The sequence below is a fragment of the Mesorhizobium sp. ORM8.1 genome (assembly GCF_053005525.2).
The window spans coordinates 870,824-884,547 of sequence record NZ_CM132600.1 but is presented as its reverse complement, the minus strand read 5'-3'; the positions used below and the strand labels follow the sequence as shown (position 1 = coordinate 884,547).

Annotated in this window: 17 protein-coding genes, 2 pseudogenes and 1 riboswitch; of the genes and pseudogenes, 13 read left to right on the top strand and 6 right to left on the bottom strand. The window is 63.7% G+C overall.

Annotation, left to right across the window (positions count from 1 at the left end; genetic code table 11):
- Positions 1-194 precede the first annotated feature (194 nt).
- Together ACVDG8_RS04625 and plsY are read left to right on the top strand one after the other, a co-directional pair.
- Complete coding sequence (locus tag ACVDG8_RS04625) at positions 195-653, top strand: phospholipase D-like domain-containing protein (protein ID WP_447257230.1); 459 nt, start codon at positions 195-197, stop codon at positions 651-653.
- A 197-nt stretch (positions 654-850) separates the two neighbouring features.
- Positions 851-1,507: a glycerol-3-phosphate 1-O-acyltransferase PlsY gene (plsY, locus tag ACVDG8_RS04620; RefSeq protein WP_447253643.1), complete on the top strand. Its 657-nt coding sequence runs from the start codon at positions 851-853 to the stop codon at positions 1,505-1,507.
- A gap of 3 nt (positions 1,508-1,510) precedes the next feature.
- Here the strand turns inward: plsY and dinB are convergent, their stop codons facing one another.
- Positions 1,511-2,776, bottom strand: a complete 1,266-nt coding sequence (gene dinB, locus ACVDG8_RS04615) for a DNA polymerase IV (RefSeq protein WP_447253642.1) — start codon at positions 2,774-2,776, stop codon at positions 1,511-1,513.
- Positions 2,777-3,116: 340 nt separating this feature from the next.
- Here dinB and ACVDG8_RS04610 point away from each other — a divergent pair, with 340 nt between their 5' ends.
- Both ACVDG8_RS04610 and ACVDG8_RS04605 read left to right on the top strand, forming a co-directional pair.
- Complete coding sequence (locus tag ACVDG8_RS04610) at positions 3,117-3,362, top strand: hypothetical protein (protein WP_447253641.1); 246 nt, start codon at positions 3,117-3,119, stop codon at positions 3,360-3,362.
- A 165-nt stretch (positions 3,363-3,527) separates the two neighbouring features.
- Positions 3,528-3,932, top strand: coding sequence for a hypothetical protein (locus ACVDG8_RS04605; protein WP_447253640.1), 405 nt, complete (start codon positions 3,528-3,530; stop codon positions 3,930-3,932).
- A gap of 68 nt (positions 3,933-4,000) precedes the next feature.
- On the opposite strand, the gene ACVDG8_RS04600 is transcribed toward ACVDG8_RS04605, so the two are convergent.
- Together ACVDG8_RS04600 and ACVDG8_RS04595 are read right to left on the bottom strand one after the other, a co-directional pair.
- Positions 4,001-4,177, bottom strand: a complete 177-nt coding sequence (locus ACVDG8_RS04600; protein WP_455707559.1) for a hypothetical protein — start codon at positions 4,175-4,177, stop codon at positions 4,001-4,003.
- Positions 4,178-4,710: 533 nt separating this feature from the next.
- Entirely contained in the window at positions 4,711-5,532 is an 822-nt protein-coding gene (locus ACVDG8_RS04595) for a DUF1236 domain-containing protein (protein ID WP_447253638.1), read from the bottom strand.
- A 285-nt stretch (positions 5,533-5,817) separates the two neighbouring features.
- Between ACVDG8_RS04595 and ACVDG8_RS04590 the strand changes: the two genes are divergently transcribed.
- A complete protein-coding gene (locus tag ACVDG8_RS04590; RefSeq protein WP_447257229.1) occupies positions 5,818-6,117 on the top strand; it encodes a DUF1236 domain-containing protein in 300 nt (99 codons plus the stop codon).
- Between the two features lie 205 nt (positions 6,118-6,322).
- The gene (locus tag ACVDG8_RS04585) at positions 6,323-6,544 is read left to right on the top strand and encodes a hypothetical protein (RefSeq protein ID WP_447253637.1); all 222 of its coding nucleotides are present in this window, start codon (positions 6,323-6,325) and stop codon (positions 6,542-6,544) included.
- Positions 6,545-6,915: 371 nt separating this feature from the next.
- Here the strand turns inward: ACVDG8_RS04585 and ACVDG8_RS04580 are convergent, their stop codons facing one another.
- On the bottom strand, positions 6,916-7,248 hold the full coding sequence (locus ACVDG8_RS04580; protein WP_447253636.1) for a DUF982 domain-containing protein: 333 nt from the start codon (positions 7,246-7,248) through the stop codon (positions 6,916-6,918).
- Positions 7,249-7,461: 213 nt separating this feature from the next.
- On the opposite strand from ACVDG8_RS04580, the gene ACVDG8_RS04575 reads away from it, so the two are divergent.
- From ACVDG8_RS04575 to ACVDG8_RS04565, 3 genes are all read left to right on the top strand, one after another.
- Positions 7,462-7,761 (top strand): DUF1236 domain-containing protein, encoded by a 300-nt coding sequence (locus tag ACVDG8_RS04575; protein WP_447253635.1) that lies wholly within the window; start codon positions 7,462-7,464, stop codon positions 7,759-7,761.
- Positions 7,762-7,856: 95 nt separating this feature from the next.
- Complete coding sequence (locus ACVDG8_RS04570; protein WP_447253634.1) at positions 7,857-8,066, top strand: hypothetical protein; 210 nt, start codon at positions 7,857-7,859, stop codon at positions 8,064-8,066.
- Between the two features lie 110 nt (positions 8,067-8,176).
- Positions 8,177-8,401 carry a DUF2934 domain-containing protein gene (locus ACVDG8_RS04565; protein ID WP_447253633.1) on the top strand — a complete coding sequence of 75 codons (225 nt, stop codon included), beginning with the start codon at positions 8,177-8,179 and terminating at the stop codon, positions 8,399-8,401.
- 111 nt (positions 8,402-8,512) lie between these two features.
- Here ACVDG8_RS04565 and ACVDG8_RS04560 read toward each other — a convergent pair whose 3' ends face one another.
- On the bottom strand, positions 8,513-8,863 hold the full coding sequence (locus ACVDG8_RS04560) for a hypothetical protein (protein ID WP_447253632.1): 351 nt from the start codon (positions 8,861-8,863) through the stop codon (positions 8,513-8,515).
- 213 nt (positions 8,864-9,076) lie between these two features.
- Positions 9,077-9,189, top strand: a riboswitch (TPP riboswitch).
- Between ACVDG8_RS04560 and ACVDG8_RS04555 the strand changes: the two are divergent.
- The 4 genes and pseudogenes from ACVDG8_RS04555 to ACVDG8_RS04540 all read left to right on the top strand — a co-directional run bounded on the left by ACVDG8_RS04555 (position 9,180) and on the right by ACVDG8_RS04540 (position 12,640).
- Positions 9,180-9,787, top strand: a pseudogene (locus tag ACVDG8_RS04555) (YkoF family thiamine/hydroxymethylpyrimidine-binding protein). (Overlaps the previous riboswitch by 10 nt.)
- 238 nt (positions 9,788-10,025) lie before the next feature.
- Positions 10,026-10,863 (top strand): annotated as a pseudogene (locus tag ACVDG8_RS04550) (ABC transporter permease).
- A complete protein-coding gene (locus ACVDG8_RS04545; RefSeq protein WP_447253630.1) occupies positions 10,860-11,627 on the top strand; it encodes an ABC transporter ATP-binding protein in 768 nt (255 codons plus the stop codon). The pseudogene ACVDG8_RS04550 and the gene ACVDG8_RS04545 overlap by 4 nt, the downstream one beginning before the upstream one ends.
- The gene (locus ACVDG8_RS04540; RefSeq protein ID WP_447253629.1) at positions 11,624-12,640 is read left to right on the top strand and encodes an ABC transporter substrate-binding protein; all 1,017 of its coding nucleotides are present in this window, start codon (positions 11,624-11,626) and stop codon (positions 12,638-12,640) included. The genes ACVDG8_RS04545 and ACVDG8_RS04540 overlap by 4 nt, the downstream gene beginning before the upstream one ends.
- A gap of 77 nt (positions 12,641-12,717) precedes the next feature.
- Here the strand turns inward: ACVDG8_RS04540 and ACVDG8_RS04535 are convergent, their stop codons facing one another.
- Positions 12,718-13,590: a DUF2167 domain-containing protein gene (locus ACVDG8_RS04535; protein ID WP_447253628.1), complete on the bottom strand. Its 873-nt coding sequence runs from the start codon at positions 13,588-13,590 to the stop codon at positions 12,718-12,720.
- Between the last annotated feature and the right edge of the window lie 134 nt (positions 13,591-13,724).

The window sequence follows — 13,724 nt, the reverse complement described above, 5'->3', positions numbered from 1 at the left end:
TAGCGTTCCTGCCCGGCTACAACGGCGTGCAGAACATCATCGGCGAGGCGGCCAAGCTTGCCGCGGACCGTCCGGACCTCCTGGTCCAAGGCGCGGTCAGCGACCCGAAGGCGCTGCCGCCACCGGCCAAGGCCGGCCAGCCCACGACCTACAAGGCGCCGGACGGGACGATGCAGAAACTGCCGTCGCCGGCGGTGTGGTGGCCCGGCGGCGATGCCAGCCGCATAGCGGTGATCCGCGCCGCCGCCGTCACCGTGCCGACCGGCCCGCTGCAACCGGAACTGCTGTCGGCCGGCCCGGCCATCATCCACGACAAGATCATCGTCATCGATCCGCTGGACCCCGTGGCATGCACGGTCGTCACCGGCAGCCACAACTTCGGCTACAAGGCTTCTTACCAGAACGACGAGAACCTGCTTATCATCCGCGGCAATCAACCACTGGCGGTCGCCTATGCGGTCCACGTTCTGGACGTCTACGACCACTACCTCATGCGGGCGAAACTCTCGGACAAGCTGCGGGACTCGTTGATCAAAACGGGCAAGCCTCCGGTCACCGGCGTCGGCGGCTTCCTGAGGATGACGGCGGACTGGCAGCAGCGCTGGTTCATGCCGAACCCCATCCCGACCAGCCGCGACTATTTCCTGTCGTAAGCGGTTCCTTCAAGGCCAGCGGCTGGAAAAGTCAACCGCAAGATGAACTGGAACTGCCGATCTCCCCGGCAAGGGTCGTGCAATGGGCGGGGTTGTGCACTTTGCCCCTTTGCAACCCATTGCTTGTGCTACATCCCCCTCGCGCCACCTCTCGAAATGCGCCATAGCGGTCTGCAAGGCACGGGGAGGTGAATCGCATGCTCTTCTGGATGGCAGCCGTGGCCGGACTGGCGGTCGCTTACCTCTTCGGTTCGATCCCGACCGGCTATCTGGCGGGCCGGCTGGTCCGGGGCATCGACATCCGCGAGCATGGCTCGAAATCCACCGGCGCGACCAACGTGCTGCGCACGCTGGGCAAAGGAGCAGCTCTGGTGGTGCTTCTGGTGGATGTGCTGAAAGGCATGGCGGCGGTCGTCTTTGCCCGCTGGTTCTATGCCTGGCTCGACACCATACCCTCGCTGGCGCCGCCATCCGGGGCGCAAAGCCTGGTGCCTTGGGGCGTGTGCCTGGCTGGGCTTGCGGTCTTGCTCGGGCATGGCCGGTCGATCTGGCTAAGTTTCACCGGCGGCAAATCCGCCGCGACCGGGCTCGGCGTGCTCTTGGCATTGTCCTGGCCGGTCGGCCTCGGCGCCGCGGTGGTTTTCGCCGCTGTGCTCGGCCTGTCCCGCATCGTCTCGCTGAGCTCGATGCTGGCGGCGCTGGCCGCGATCGCGCTGGTCTTCGCCCTGGACCAACCGCTTGCCTATCGGCTGCTGGTGATCGCCGGCGGCCTTTATGTCATTGCGCGCCATCGCGCCAACATCGGCCGGCTGCTCGCCGGCACCGAGCCGCGCCTGGGGCAGGCGAGCTCCTGAATTTCACAGCTCCTTCTCGGCCAGTTCCCTGAACTCGTCCGGCACCGAGCGCGCTGCCTCCAGCGCCACCGTGCCGTAGCCCACGGCCTCCTTGCCGAAGCGTTGGCGGATCTTGTCGATGGCCCGGTCGGCGCCGAAGCGGGCGAGCCCCTTGCGGCTGCCGGGCTTCAGCTTCTCGTCGGCGAGGCCGAGCGGCAGTTCGAGCTGCAGCGTCGCATGTTCCTCCAGGTGCGAGACGGAAATCGCGAGCAGCGAGATGTCCTTTTCGCTCGGATGGGCGGCCAGCACCCCGCGCACCAGCTCCTCGGCGATTTCGGCGAGCATCGTCGTGGCCTGGATCGGCTGCTCCAGCGTCACCGAGCGCGAGACGGCGCGCATATCGGCGAAGCGCACGCGCACCGTCACTGTACGACCGGGCCGGTCCTTGGCGCGCAGGCGGCTGGCGACGCGGTCGGCGAGATGCAAGAGCGTCGGCACGAAGACGCGCGGCACGGCGGGCTTGCGGCCAAGCGCCGACTGCGCGCCGGCTGAAATCGCGCGGCGCTGCGTTTCCAGTTTGCGCGGGTCGCGGTTCCAGGCAAGTGCCGCGAGCTTCTGGCCGGCGGCCGGGCCGAGCAGCCGTTCCAGCGCGCCGCCATGCGTGCGCGCCAATTGGCCGATGGTCTCGATGCCGATCTCGGCCAGCCGCGCCCTGGTCGCCGGGCCAACGCCCCACATCAGCGTGACCGGCAAATCGTGCAGGAAGGCAAGCTCGCTGCCTGGCGCTACCACCACCAGCCCGTCTGGCTTGGCCACCTGCGAGGCGATCTTGGCCAGATGCTTGGTCCGCGCCACGCCGATCGAGATCGGCAGGCCGAGTTCGGACTTCACGCGCTGGCGGATTTTTCGCGCGATCTCGTCCGGCGGGCCGAACAGGTGCGTGCAGCCGGCGACGTCGGCAAAGGCCTCGTCGATCGAGATGCGCTCGACCAGCGGGGTGAAATCGTCGAGCACCTTGATCGCGGCGTCGCCGAGCCGCTGGTATTCGCCGAAGCGGCCGCCGACGAAGATCAGCTGCGGGCAGAGCTCGCGCGCCTTGCGGCCGGGCATGCCGCCGCGCACGCCGAAAACCTTGGCTTCATAGGAGGCCGCCAGCACCACGCCGCCGCCCACTGCGATCGGCTTGCCGCGCAGCGACGGGTCGAGCAGTTGCTCGACCGAGGCATAGAAAGCGTCGAGATCGGCATGCAGGATGGTGGCTTCGCCGCAAGCAGCGTTCGTGGCGAGCATGCCGCGCTCCCGTCTCCATCCGGCCCGTCGTCTTCACGCCGCACTGCAGCATTAGCCGGACGTGTTTTAAGGGAAGTTGCGTGAACATAAAGAGAACAAAGCAGGTTTTTTGTCAAGCCAGGGCAGGGCCGTCCGGCGCTGTCTGTGACCGATCGCACGCAAGCGCATCATCGCCAGTCTCGCCGCGACGCAAAAAGAAGCCCGCGCGGCGAACAAGGCCGCGCAGGCAAAGGCTGGAGTAGTCATAGGACCAACGCGGTGGCACGGTATTGGTTGCGGTCATCCGGGCCGGCGGGAACAATTGCCGGCGCCACGCCGTTGTTTTGAACCGGAGGCTGTCATGGATAGTTTCGAACTTATCGATCTTCTCTGCGTCGTGGAGGCGTGCGCCAGCGACCATGTCGCGGGCCGGGTCGTCCCGATGTCGAAAGCCGTCGAGGAACTGCGTGTGCTGACCGGCGATTTCATCTCGTCGGACCAGGACGCTGCCAATGCGCTGTCGTGGATAGCGCTCGAGCGCGGCTGCGCGGTGCTGTTCGACGAAAGGCCGGGTGCTGATATCGTGGATATCGTGGCCGCGCCGTAGCTTGTGTCCTCCTCATATTTTGGCCGAAGGCCGTGCCCTTCGCGCTCCTCCGCGCCGCTTGCCTTTGAAGTTCGCTAAGACCTCAGTCTGCCCTGCGTGATATAGCTAACATACGCAGGAAGGTGTAATTTGCCAAACGGGTCAACGCATCGGAGGGACAACAAAATGCCAAGGATTTCAGAGCTTTTCTTCAAGACGGGCGTCGTATTTTTGCTGCTGGGCATTGCGATCGGCATCAAGATGGGGATCTCGGGCGACCATGGCGCCTTCCCGGCGCACGCGCATTTCAATCTCCTGGGCTGGGTCACCAGCGCTATTTTCGGCGGCTATTATGCGCTCAATCCAGCTAAGGCCGAGAAGCGCCTGGCCATGATCCATTACGGCCTTTACACGCTCGGCCTGGTGGTGATGCTGCCGCCACTTTATCTGAAATACGCGCAGGGCAACGATGCGATGGAGCCGATCCTCGGCATAGGCTCGCTCATTGTCGCTGCCGGCGTGCTGGTCTTTGCCGTCGTGGTATTCTCGCCTGCGCAATCCACGCGCCAGGTCACCATGGCGGCGCGCTAGAACGGTTCACCGTGTCACGGAAAAATCGCGCCGGACGGCTTTGCTGCTCGGCGCGATTTCACACTTTTCTAAAGCAGGCGCGAGATCAGCGTATGGATGATGCCGTCGCGCTTGAACGGACCGGGCAGCTCAGCGGGCGCGGCCTCGCTCGCCTTGCTTTCAGCAGCCGCGCGGCCTTCGCGCTGGATGATCAACAGCACGATCAGGAAATAGCCGGCCTGCAAGAGCACGGCCGCCAGCAACATCCAACCTAGCGACGCCCAGACCGATCCCGTGGACGCGTATGTCCACCCGAGGACCAGCAACAGCGTTGCCGTCATTCCCACAAGAAAACGCGGAAAATACATCTGCCCAATCGAGCGCCTGAACCGATCAAGGTCCCGGCAATCTCGCCCATTCTCTACCCGCCTTGAGCCTTGCACCTTTCCTGCGCGGCCGCAAGCGGTGGTTGCCGGCTGGCCCTATGGCCGGCCCTTTGGCCGATGCCACTGGGACCAGTGTCCAGGGACTTCTGCTTGGGGAACCACGAGCCCCGGCATCTCGTTCCCAACGCGCAATCAATTCAGGAACCGCTAATCGAGCGTCACCACGCGCGGTAGACTGAAATCGCCGAGAACGTCCCTTCATCGGCGCATGGCCGATTTCCCGCCGCCTTTCCTGCGAGGGCGGTGGGAGATCGGTTCGGCATGCGGGCACTGCCGAGACGGATGGAGGTGCCGGGCACAAAAAAAGCCCGTCGTGCCGGAGCATGACAGGCTTTTTGCGGCTGGCCGCCCGATCAGGTCAGGATCAGCACGATCTTGTAGCTGTCGGGGTCGACGATCACAATACGCCCGTCGGCAAGCACGAAATACTCGTAGCTCTCATATTCCGGGACGATCTTGACGATGCGCGACGGCAGGCGGTGCAGACGCACCTTGTGCCGGGGCACTTCGACGCCGACCGAGATGTCGAAGCTGATATCGCGAACCGGCTCGACCTTGGTTTCGTGAATGACCTGCGTGATCTGCGTCTTCTGCTCGACCGTCACGTTGTTGATCGAGGCGGTTTTGCCCTGGTCGGTTTGCGTGTTGGTCTGGGCGTTCTGCTGGGTGGAGGTGCCGGCCTTGCCCTGGGCCTGCTGGTCGGTCTGGACCTTGGTCTTGTCCTGGGCGCTCTGCTGGGTGGAGGTGCCGGCCTTGCCCTGGGCCTGCTGATTGGTCTGGACCTTGTTCTTGTCCTGTGCCTGCTGGCTCTTCTTCAGCTTGGTGTTGTCCTGGGCGTTCTGCTCGGTGGAGGTGCCGGCCTTGCCCTGGGCCTGCTGATTGGTCTGGACCTTGTTCTTATCCTGCGCCTGCTTCTTCAGCTTGGTGTTATCCTGGGCGTTCTGCTCGGTGCTGCTGCCCGTTTGGCCCTGAGCGTTTTGCTCGGTCTGGGACTTCATCTTGCCCTGGGCCTGGTCATTGGTCTTGGCGCCAGCCTGGCCCTGGGCGTTCTGTTCGGTCTGCGATTTCATCTTGCCCTGGGCCTGCTCGCCCGCCTTGCCACCCTTCTGACAATCGGCGGTGCCGGCTGCGCAGTTGGTGTCGCCGCTCGGCTGCGCGGATTCGGTCTGCGCCATTGCAGCGCCGCAACCGACGCCAAGTGCGATCATGCTCGTGATAAGCAGATGTTTCATCGGATATCTCCTTGGAAAGTCGGTCCCTTCACCTGAGGAACACGCGTTCGCAGCCATTGTTCCGAAATTGCTTGGGAATCGGAATTGTTACGAGGAGCCGGCGCCGGCGTCGTGGATCCCGGCGGTAATTTAGGAACAAGACTTGTCGATCGGCGTTTGAGCGGTGCCGACCGGCTGTGGGAAATCGCAGGCGCAGCGAAGGAGGCGATTGACCCAAAGGAGACGACCATGAAAATGCACCTCACGACAGCCGCGGCCAGCCTTCTGCTTCTAGCCGGCGTAGGCGCCGTAGCTGCGCAGGATGTTGTTATCGCGCCGGAGCAGGAGACGGTCATCCGCGAATATGTGCACAAGCAGCCGTTGGCCTCGGTGAAGGTTCCCGGTATTGAGCTCAACGTCGGCTCGGCCCTTCCCGATACGGTCGAACTGCACGAAGTGCCGAACGTCAAATATCGCTACGTCGTCGTCGATAATCGTACCGTCATTGTCGACCCCGGCACGCGCAAGATCGTCAAGGTCCTTGATTGACGTGGGCTGGCCCCGCCGGCCTCCGCGGCTGGTGGGGCAATTAACCCAGTTTTATTTTGTTACCGAATGCTAACGGAACCTTCGCTCGGAGCACGCGTTGGCGGCTTTGTGTTCGCATTTGCCTCATCAAGAACACAAGCATGCGCAGGATGCGGATTCGGGCGGCGGCGTAACAGGCACGGGTTGGGGGAGGAGACTGACCAAGATGTCGAAACGAGAAATCGGAACATCCCGCACGCTCGGGATGCGTGTCGCCGATCTGCGAGCCAGGATGCAGGACGCCAGGATCACCGAACATGACATGAAGGCTTTCCAGAAGGTCGCGGCCATCATGGGGGGCGGCGAGGGCTCCCTACGCATCGACGCGGACGACCTGATCGCCGCGTCCTTTCTTACCGAGGCGCTGGGCGAGCAAACGCCAGGCTGATTTCGGCCTTTCCCATCATCCGATACCGATACGCTGTCGGCCTGGCCCGTTACCTGCGTGATGGAGGGCGGCGAACTGTGCCGCCTGCCACGGTGCCGACAAGGTTCGGGTCGAGCCGATCGACCGCGCCGGGCGAGCAGCTATTCTGGCGCATCGGAACGAGTGGGGCGTCATGAAGATTTACCAAAAGCCAGTGCTGACAAAGCGCGAGAAACTGTCGTCGGCAACGGCGGCCGTTCCGTCGTCGCAGCACTGACCCCGTCGTCGCAGCCGCGCGCAGCATCGGGTTGACAGCAAGCTGCAACTTGTTGCCAGCAAGCTGCAACTTATTGGCGGCAAGAACGGAAAACCGCTCACACTTTTTGCTCTGGTCAGTGCCGCGCCTGGTTTTCGCGCGCCTTTGTGCGCCTGATCTTTGCTTCGCGCAGCATCGCCACCGGATCGGCGCCCGTCCACACGATGCCCGCCTGCCTGGCGAAGACGAGGAAGGTCCGCCGGACTTCGCCGAGATCCATTCGTCCGCCACGCGCCGCCTCGCAGGCGCGCAACGCCGCCCGATAGCTCTCGCCGCGCGTCCCTGGCCATTCCTTGAGGAAATTCTGCATTTCGCAAAGTGAGGCGATCTCACGCTTGAAGCCGGCCCCGACGGCAACAGCCACCGGCGCTCCAAAAGCCATGTCGCTCCTGATCAGACCTTCATGCATGGCGCTGCCTTTTTTGCAGGCGTCAAAGCCTTAAAATGCAGAGCGCTCCGAACCGTTCCGCGCCAATGCATCGAGTCCAGTGGATCAATTAGGCGCCGCTGACGGAACAAGTCCTAAACAAGGGCGTTTGCCCCGGAGCTCCCATGTTGACCTGCCTGTGTTTCCGCGCCCGCGGAGGCCAGGCGGAGCTCACCAACACAACAGGAGAGTAAGATGAAAACCACCCTCATTCCTGCTGTCGCAGGTCTCGCTTTGATGGCCGGTATTGGCGTCGCCGCCGCTGACGAGGTGATCGTCACCCCTGAGCAGCAGACCGTGGTCAAGGAATATGTCCACAAGCATCCGGTCGCTTCCGTCAATGTGCTCGGCCTTGAGCTGGGCATCGGCTCAACGGTGCCTGACACCGTCGAGCTGCAGCAGGTGCCGGATGTCCGGTACCGCTATGTGGTCGTCAACGACCACACAGTGCTGGTCGACCCGTCGACGCGTCGCGTCGTCCAGGTCATTCAGTAGTGTAGTTGGGCGCTGACGAGCCCCGACCCTCCCGCCGTGCAGCGGCGGGAGGGTGTCGGCTTCTCTGAACGAAGCAAATTCAGAAAGGAGTCGTTATGCATCACCCCCATGTCGAATCGCCCAACCTCGTCCAGCATGTCGATAAGCTGCTGGCTGAACGTCGAACCGCGCTGCTGTCGATGGGGCAGGCAATCTCATTGCTGCGCGAGCGCACCGGAACCGACCGCTCGGACGCCGACCTCGCCGGGCTGATCACCAAGAAAGCCGCGCAGTTGGGTGTCGCGATGGTATCCGACCCACATTGAGACGGCTGCATGCGAAACCCGGCGACAACTCGAGTCTCCGTGCAAGACGGCGCGCGAAAATTCGGCTAATGTTTCTCTTCGGTGATCGGTCCCAAGCCAAGGAGACGACAGTGACGGACGACAGGCACGAGCGTATTCGCCAGCGGGCGCACGAAATCTGGGAACAGGCCGGCCGGCCGGAAGGCTCGCATATGGAGCATTGGGACCAGGCGACAGCCGAGGTCGACGGCGAGAAGCCGAAAGCCAAAAAGGCGGCGGCAAAAGCTGGCAAGCCGAAAGCCGCCAAGGCGGAAAAACCCGCCAAGGCAAAGGCTCCCGCCAAGAAGAAGGCCTGACGGCCCGGTCCATTTTCAACAGCTCACGCAAGGGTGCGTTTGACCGCCTTGGGAGGTTATGTCCGAGGGCTGTGGCGATGCGCCCGGTCGGCCTCCGGAGCGGCTACGGTCTCACGCATCCCACGCATCGCTCGACTTCGCAAACCTTACCCCGGCGGCGATCATCGCGCTCTCGCACTCGCTGATCAGCCTGAGGTTTCTCAGATACCGCGCCTCGGTTTCCGGCAGCCATGCCGCGCATGCTGCGACATAGGCGCTGCCATGCACCAGCGTTCCGGTCGACAGGCGCACATTCCTCTCGGCAATCACCTTAAGATATTGCCGGATGAAGCGGATGTCGTCGGCGATGTCCTGGCTCGCCATGCGCCAGGCGCCGGCGAGACGCTCCCGTTCGTCCAACGGCAAAGGCGACAGCAAAGGGCGGGAGAGGTCGGCGAAAGCGGCATGGTTGGCGGTGCTCAAGGAGATTCCCTCAAAGAAGAAATCGTACTTTATGTACGAAGAGCAGTCAAGCGGGATTCGTACAATTTGAACGATTTAGCGGTAATTTGCCCGTTATAGGAAATTCGCAAGAATCTTATAACGGGCCATCTCCCCTTAAGGGGAGATGGTCTGCCTGACCCAACCGACGATCGCAAAAACCGCTTCCCCATCGTCGCAAACAGTGCTTAAATTCCGCATCCACAGGGGTGCTCCGTATGGTCGGGGCTGAGATGGCGGCGGCAAGCTTCCGGACCCTAAAGCTGATCTGGATAATACCAGCGGAGCGAGGCGGGCGATGTTTTCCGGTGCACAGATTTCCCTTTATCCGATGACCGACGATTTCGTCGGCGTCATCCTCGGCGCGTTGGGCGCGCTCGGTCCCTACCGCGACAAGCTGCGCATCGAGACCGATGATATCTCGACGCTTCTGGTCGGACCGCCCGAGGTGCTGTTCCCGGCCATGCGCGACCTGTTCGTGGCGGCGGCCAGAAGCGGCAAGCACTGCGTGCTTTCGGCGGCCGTCTCGCGCGGCTGCCCCGGTGAGCCCGACGATCCGATCTGCCGCTCCGAGGAGATCGGGGGCCCGGTGATCCCGCTTGACGAACGCAAGGCCGCAGCCCTGCGCGCCGTCGCGCAAACCCCTCGACCGGCCAACCGACAGCGGCGCAATTCTCGCTCTATGTGATGGGCACCGGCGACCACATGGACGAGATCTATGGCTGCATCGATTTTCTGAAGAACTCCGGCGTCTTCGATCGCTCCAAGAATTTCTGCACCAAGCTGCGCGGCGATGCCGGCGCGGTGTTTGCGACGCTTAATGAAGCCTTCTGCCGCTTCGGGCCGGGCGCTGGGCATGTGACCCTCGACATCACGATTTCGGCGAACAGCCCAAGCGCGGTTTGAGCGCGCGTTCGTCGAGGAGAGCGTGGTGGCTGTTATGTGTGATTCCGCGCCGCAAGAGGAATCGTCCGAGATTGGCGAAGCACGCGGTGACGGCCAATCTCCCCCTTGTGGGGGAGATGCCTGGCAAGGCAGAGGGGGCGCTGTCCCGCCGACCTATCAACTGGTTACACGCGCGGCGTTCGCCTAATCCTGCAATGCAAACATCGGACGTTGGCGTTCCTTCGCGCCCCCCTCTGGCCTGCCGGCCATCTCCCCCACAAGGGGGAGATCAGCCTTCACCTCGGCCTTCGCCAAAGCCTTCCCCGCCGCCGTCGCATTCGCCGTCCTGCTCCTCGCCTGGGAGCTCTACGCCCGCCTCGGCGGCATCGCGCCCACCGTGCTGCCGGCACCATCCCGCGTCTTGGCGCAGGCCTGGGAGAACCGCGCGGCGCTGGCCGAAAACACTCCCCACCATCCGCGCCACGCTGGCCGGCTTTGCCTGCTCGCTCGCCGCGGCTTTCACCTTTTCGGCGCTGGTGGATTTCCTGCCGCGCCTGCGCCGCGCGCTGTTTCCCTTGCTCATCGCCAGCCAGACTTTGCCGCTGGTGGCGATCGCGCCGCTGGTGGTGCTGTGGTTCGGCTTCGGGCTGTTGCCAAAAATCATGCTGGTGGCTTTGGTCACCTTCTTTCCGATGATGGTGGCGCTGGTCGAGGGCTATGCTTCGACGTCGAGCGAGATCGCGCAGATGCTCGCCGCCATGGGGGCAGGGCGCTGGCGCGTCTTCTGGCTGGCGCGGCTGCCGTCGGCGCTGCCCTATTTCTTCGCCGGCTTGCGCATCTCCATCACCTATGCGGTGGTCGGCGCGATCTTCGCCGAATATGCGGGTGCTGCGAAGGGGCTCGGCATCTACATGCTCAGCGCCAAGAACAATTTCCGGCCCGATCTGGTGCTTGCCGCCGTCGCCGTCAGCTCGGCGCTGACGCTGGCTTTGTTCGGCCTCGCCGTGCTCGTCCAGCGCCTTGCCATGCCCTGGGAGCGGACAAGGAGTGAGCGGGCGGGGCGCGAGGTGGAGCGTTCGAACGAGGGTCGGCCATGACCCGGCTCGAGCTCCGCGACGTGCGCAAAAGTTTTGGCGCGCTCGATGTGCTGGCTGGCATTTCGCTTGACGTCGGCGCGGGCGAGTTCGTCTCGATCCTCGGACCGTCCGGTGCCGGCAAGTCGACGCTGTTCCAACTGCTCACCGGCGCGCTCAAGGGCGGCGGCGAGATGCATTTCGACGGCGCGCCGCTCGACGACCACGGCCGCTGCTTCGCCTTCATGCCGCAGCGCGACGCGCTGATGCCGTGGCGGCGCGTCATCGACAATACGACGCTGGGGCTTGAGGTGCAGGGCGTGCCGCGCCGAGCCGCGCGGCTACGCGTGGCGCCATTATTTGCCGAGTTCGGCCTTGCCGGCTTCGAGCGCGCCTGGCCGGCCGAGCTTTCCGGCGGCATGCGCCAGCGCGCCGCACTGTTGCGCACCGTGGTGCAGCAGCGCGATATGCTGCTGCTCGACGAACCCTTCGGCGCGCTCGATGCACTGACCCGCGCCGCCATGCAGCGCTGGCTGGAGACGATGTGGCAAAGCCACCGCTGGACGGCGCTGCTGATCACCCATGACGTGCGCGAGGCCGTGCTTCTGTCCGACCGTATCTATGTGCTGTCGGCGCGGCCCGCGCGCGTGGTGCGCGAAGTCGCCGTGCCGCTGCCGCGCCCGCGCAGCGCAAGTGCAGCCCTTGCCCGCGAAGCGGCGGCGATCGAGGCCGACATTCTCGACACGCTGCTTGGGCAGACGAATTCCCGAACCGGAGAAACCAAATGACCAACCTTACCCGCCGCCAGACATTGCTTCTGGCCGCCGGCCTGCCTTTGGCCCCGCTCGCTGGGAGCGTCACCCGCGCCCGTGCCGCCGCGCAAAAAATCACCGTGGCGCTCGACTGGACAGTCAACACCAACCATATCGGCCTGTTCGTCGCCCGCGACAAAGGGTTTTACCGCGATGTCGGGCTCGACGTCGAAGTCCTGCCCTATGGCGACACCGGTTCGGGCACGCTGGTTGCCAACCGTGTCGCCGATTTCGGCATTTCGGGCTCGCTCGGCCTGTTCACCCAGAAGAGCGCCGGCGCCGATCTGAGAGCCGTCTACGCCGTCGTCCAGTCGGAGACCGGCCGTGTCGTCTTCAATGCCCGCGCGACGATCAAAAGCCCCAAAAATCTCGACGGCCTGACCTATGGCGGCTTCGGCAGCGCCTGGGAGAACACGCTGCTGCAGACCATCATCCGCCATGACGGCGGTAAGGGCGATTTTGCGACGGTGACATTGGGCACTTCGGCTTACGAGGCACTGGCCAACGGCGCGGTCGACTTCACGCTGGAAGTCTCGACCTGGGAAGGCGTGGAGGCTGAACTGAAGGGTCTCAAGCAGCGCAGCTTCCGCTATGCCGATTACGGCGTGCCGGACGAGCACACCACGCTGATCGCCTCCAGCAACGCTTTCCTCGCGGCCAACCGGCAAGCGGCCACCGCTTTCGTCCAGGCCACGCGGGCTGGCTACGAACTCGCTGTCGATCAGCCGAAGCAAGCCGGCGAGCTGCTGATCGCCGCCAACAAGGACACGCTTACCGACCCGGCGCTGATCCATGCCTCGCTGAAGGCGCTGAACGACGGGCACTTTTTGAAAAGCGCCGACGGCGCCATCGGCACGATGGACAAGGCGAAGATGGAAGCGATGGGCGGGTATTTGTTTGCCTCGGGCATATTGCTTGGTGGCGACGGCAAGGCGCTGAAGGAGCGGCCGGATCTGGGCGCGTACTTCACGAATGAGTTTTTCGGGTAGGGGAGGCTAAGAAGCCGTCGGCTGGCGAGACAGAGGGGGCGCGACGGAACGCAGCCTGTCAGTCCTTGCACCCTTGCTCAACTATCCGCCTTCTTCCGGCCGAACAACCGCCGCAACCACACCAAAGGCAGCAGCACGAGGAAGGCGCCCTTCTTCAGCGCCAGCAGCGCGAGCGCGATCAGCCCGGCGCTCGCGGCCCCGCCATATTTGACGCCGAGCATTGTCGCCAGCACGCCGAGCGCGCCATAGCCGGCCACCTTGTCGCCGCTGGAGAATTCCAGATAGGTCGAACCGGCTTGTGGCTTGTAGGCGGCCGCCGATGCCGTGACGATCTTTTGCACGTCATCGCCTGTGATGTTGCCGTTCACCGGCACGATCTTGATGGGGACATAGCCTTGCCGGTCGAAGATCGAGACCGAGATGTTGATCGTCCTGTCGCCGCCCCAGTTGAGGATGTTGGCGTAGTAGAGGATGTTCTTGCCCTTATCGATCTGCGGGTAGACCAGCCAGCCGTCGAAGCGGATGTCCTGCCCGAGCCGCTGCGACTGCGCCTTGACCGAATCCTTGAAGCTTTCCTCGATCGAGCCGATTTCCTGGCTGCGATCGCCGCTGTCCCAGTCGGCCAGGCTGACATAACCGTCCGACACCGGCTTCTCGACGGTGAGATTGTCGATCTCCGGCGTGAAGCCGAAGATCAGCTGGTCGATCGTGCCGCACTGGTCACGGTCCCAGCCAAATTCCTTCACCACCAGGTCGCAGCGGTCCTCCGGCTTCAGATAGACGGCGTCACCACTGGACGGAGCGATTGTGCCTCTTGCAGCGCTCAGAGGCTGGGTGAATTTTTGCGGATGATAGTTCGTATCTTCCGCGTGCACGATGGCCGGCTGCCCCAGCAAACAGGCATGCGCCACCAGGATGAAAATCAGATTTTCCCTGACCGATTTGTTCATGACCCCCTCCGGCAGACCGGACCCCCAACCTCACGCTCCCGTGATCTAAAGGGATTTCGAAGGCAAGTACAAGACGGCAAGGTTCTTTTTTTGTTCTTGATGTTCAGGGCGACGCGGTAATCCTTCGTGCCGGC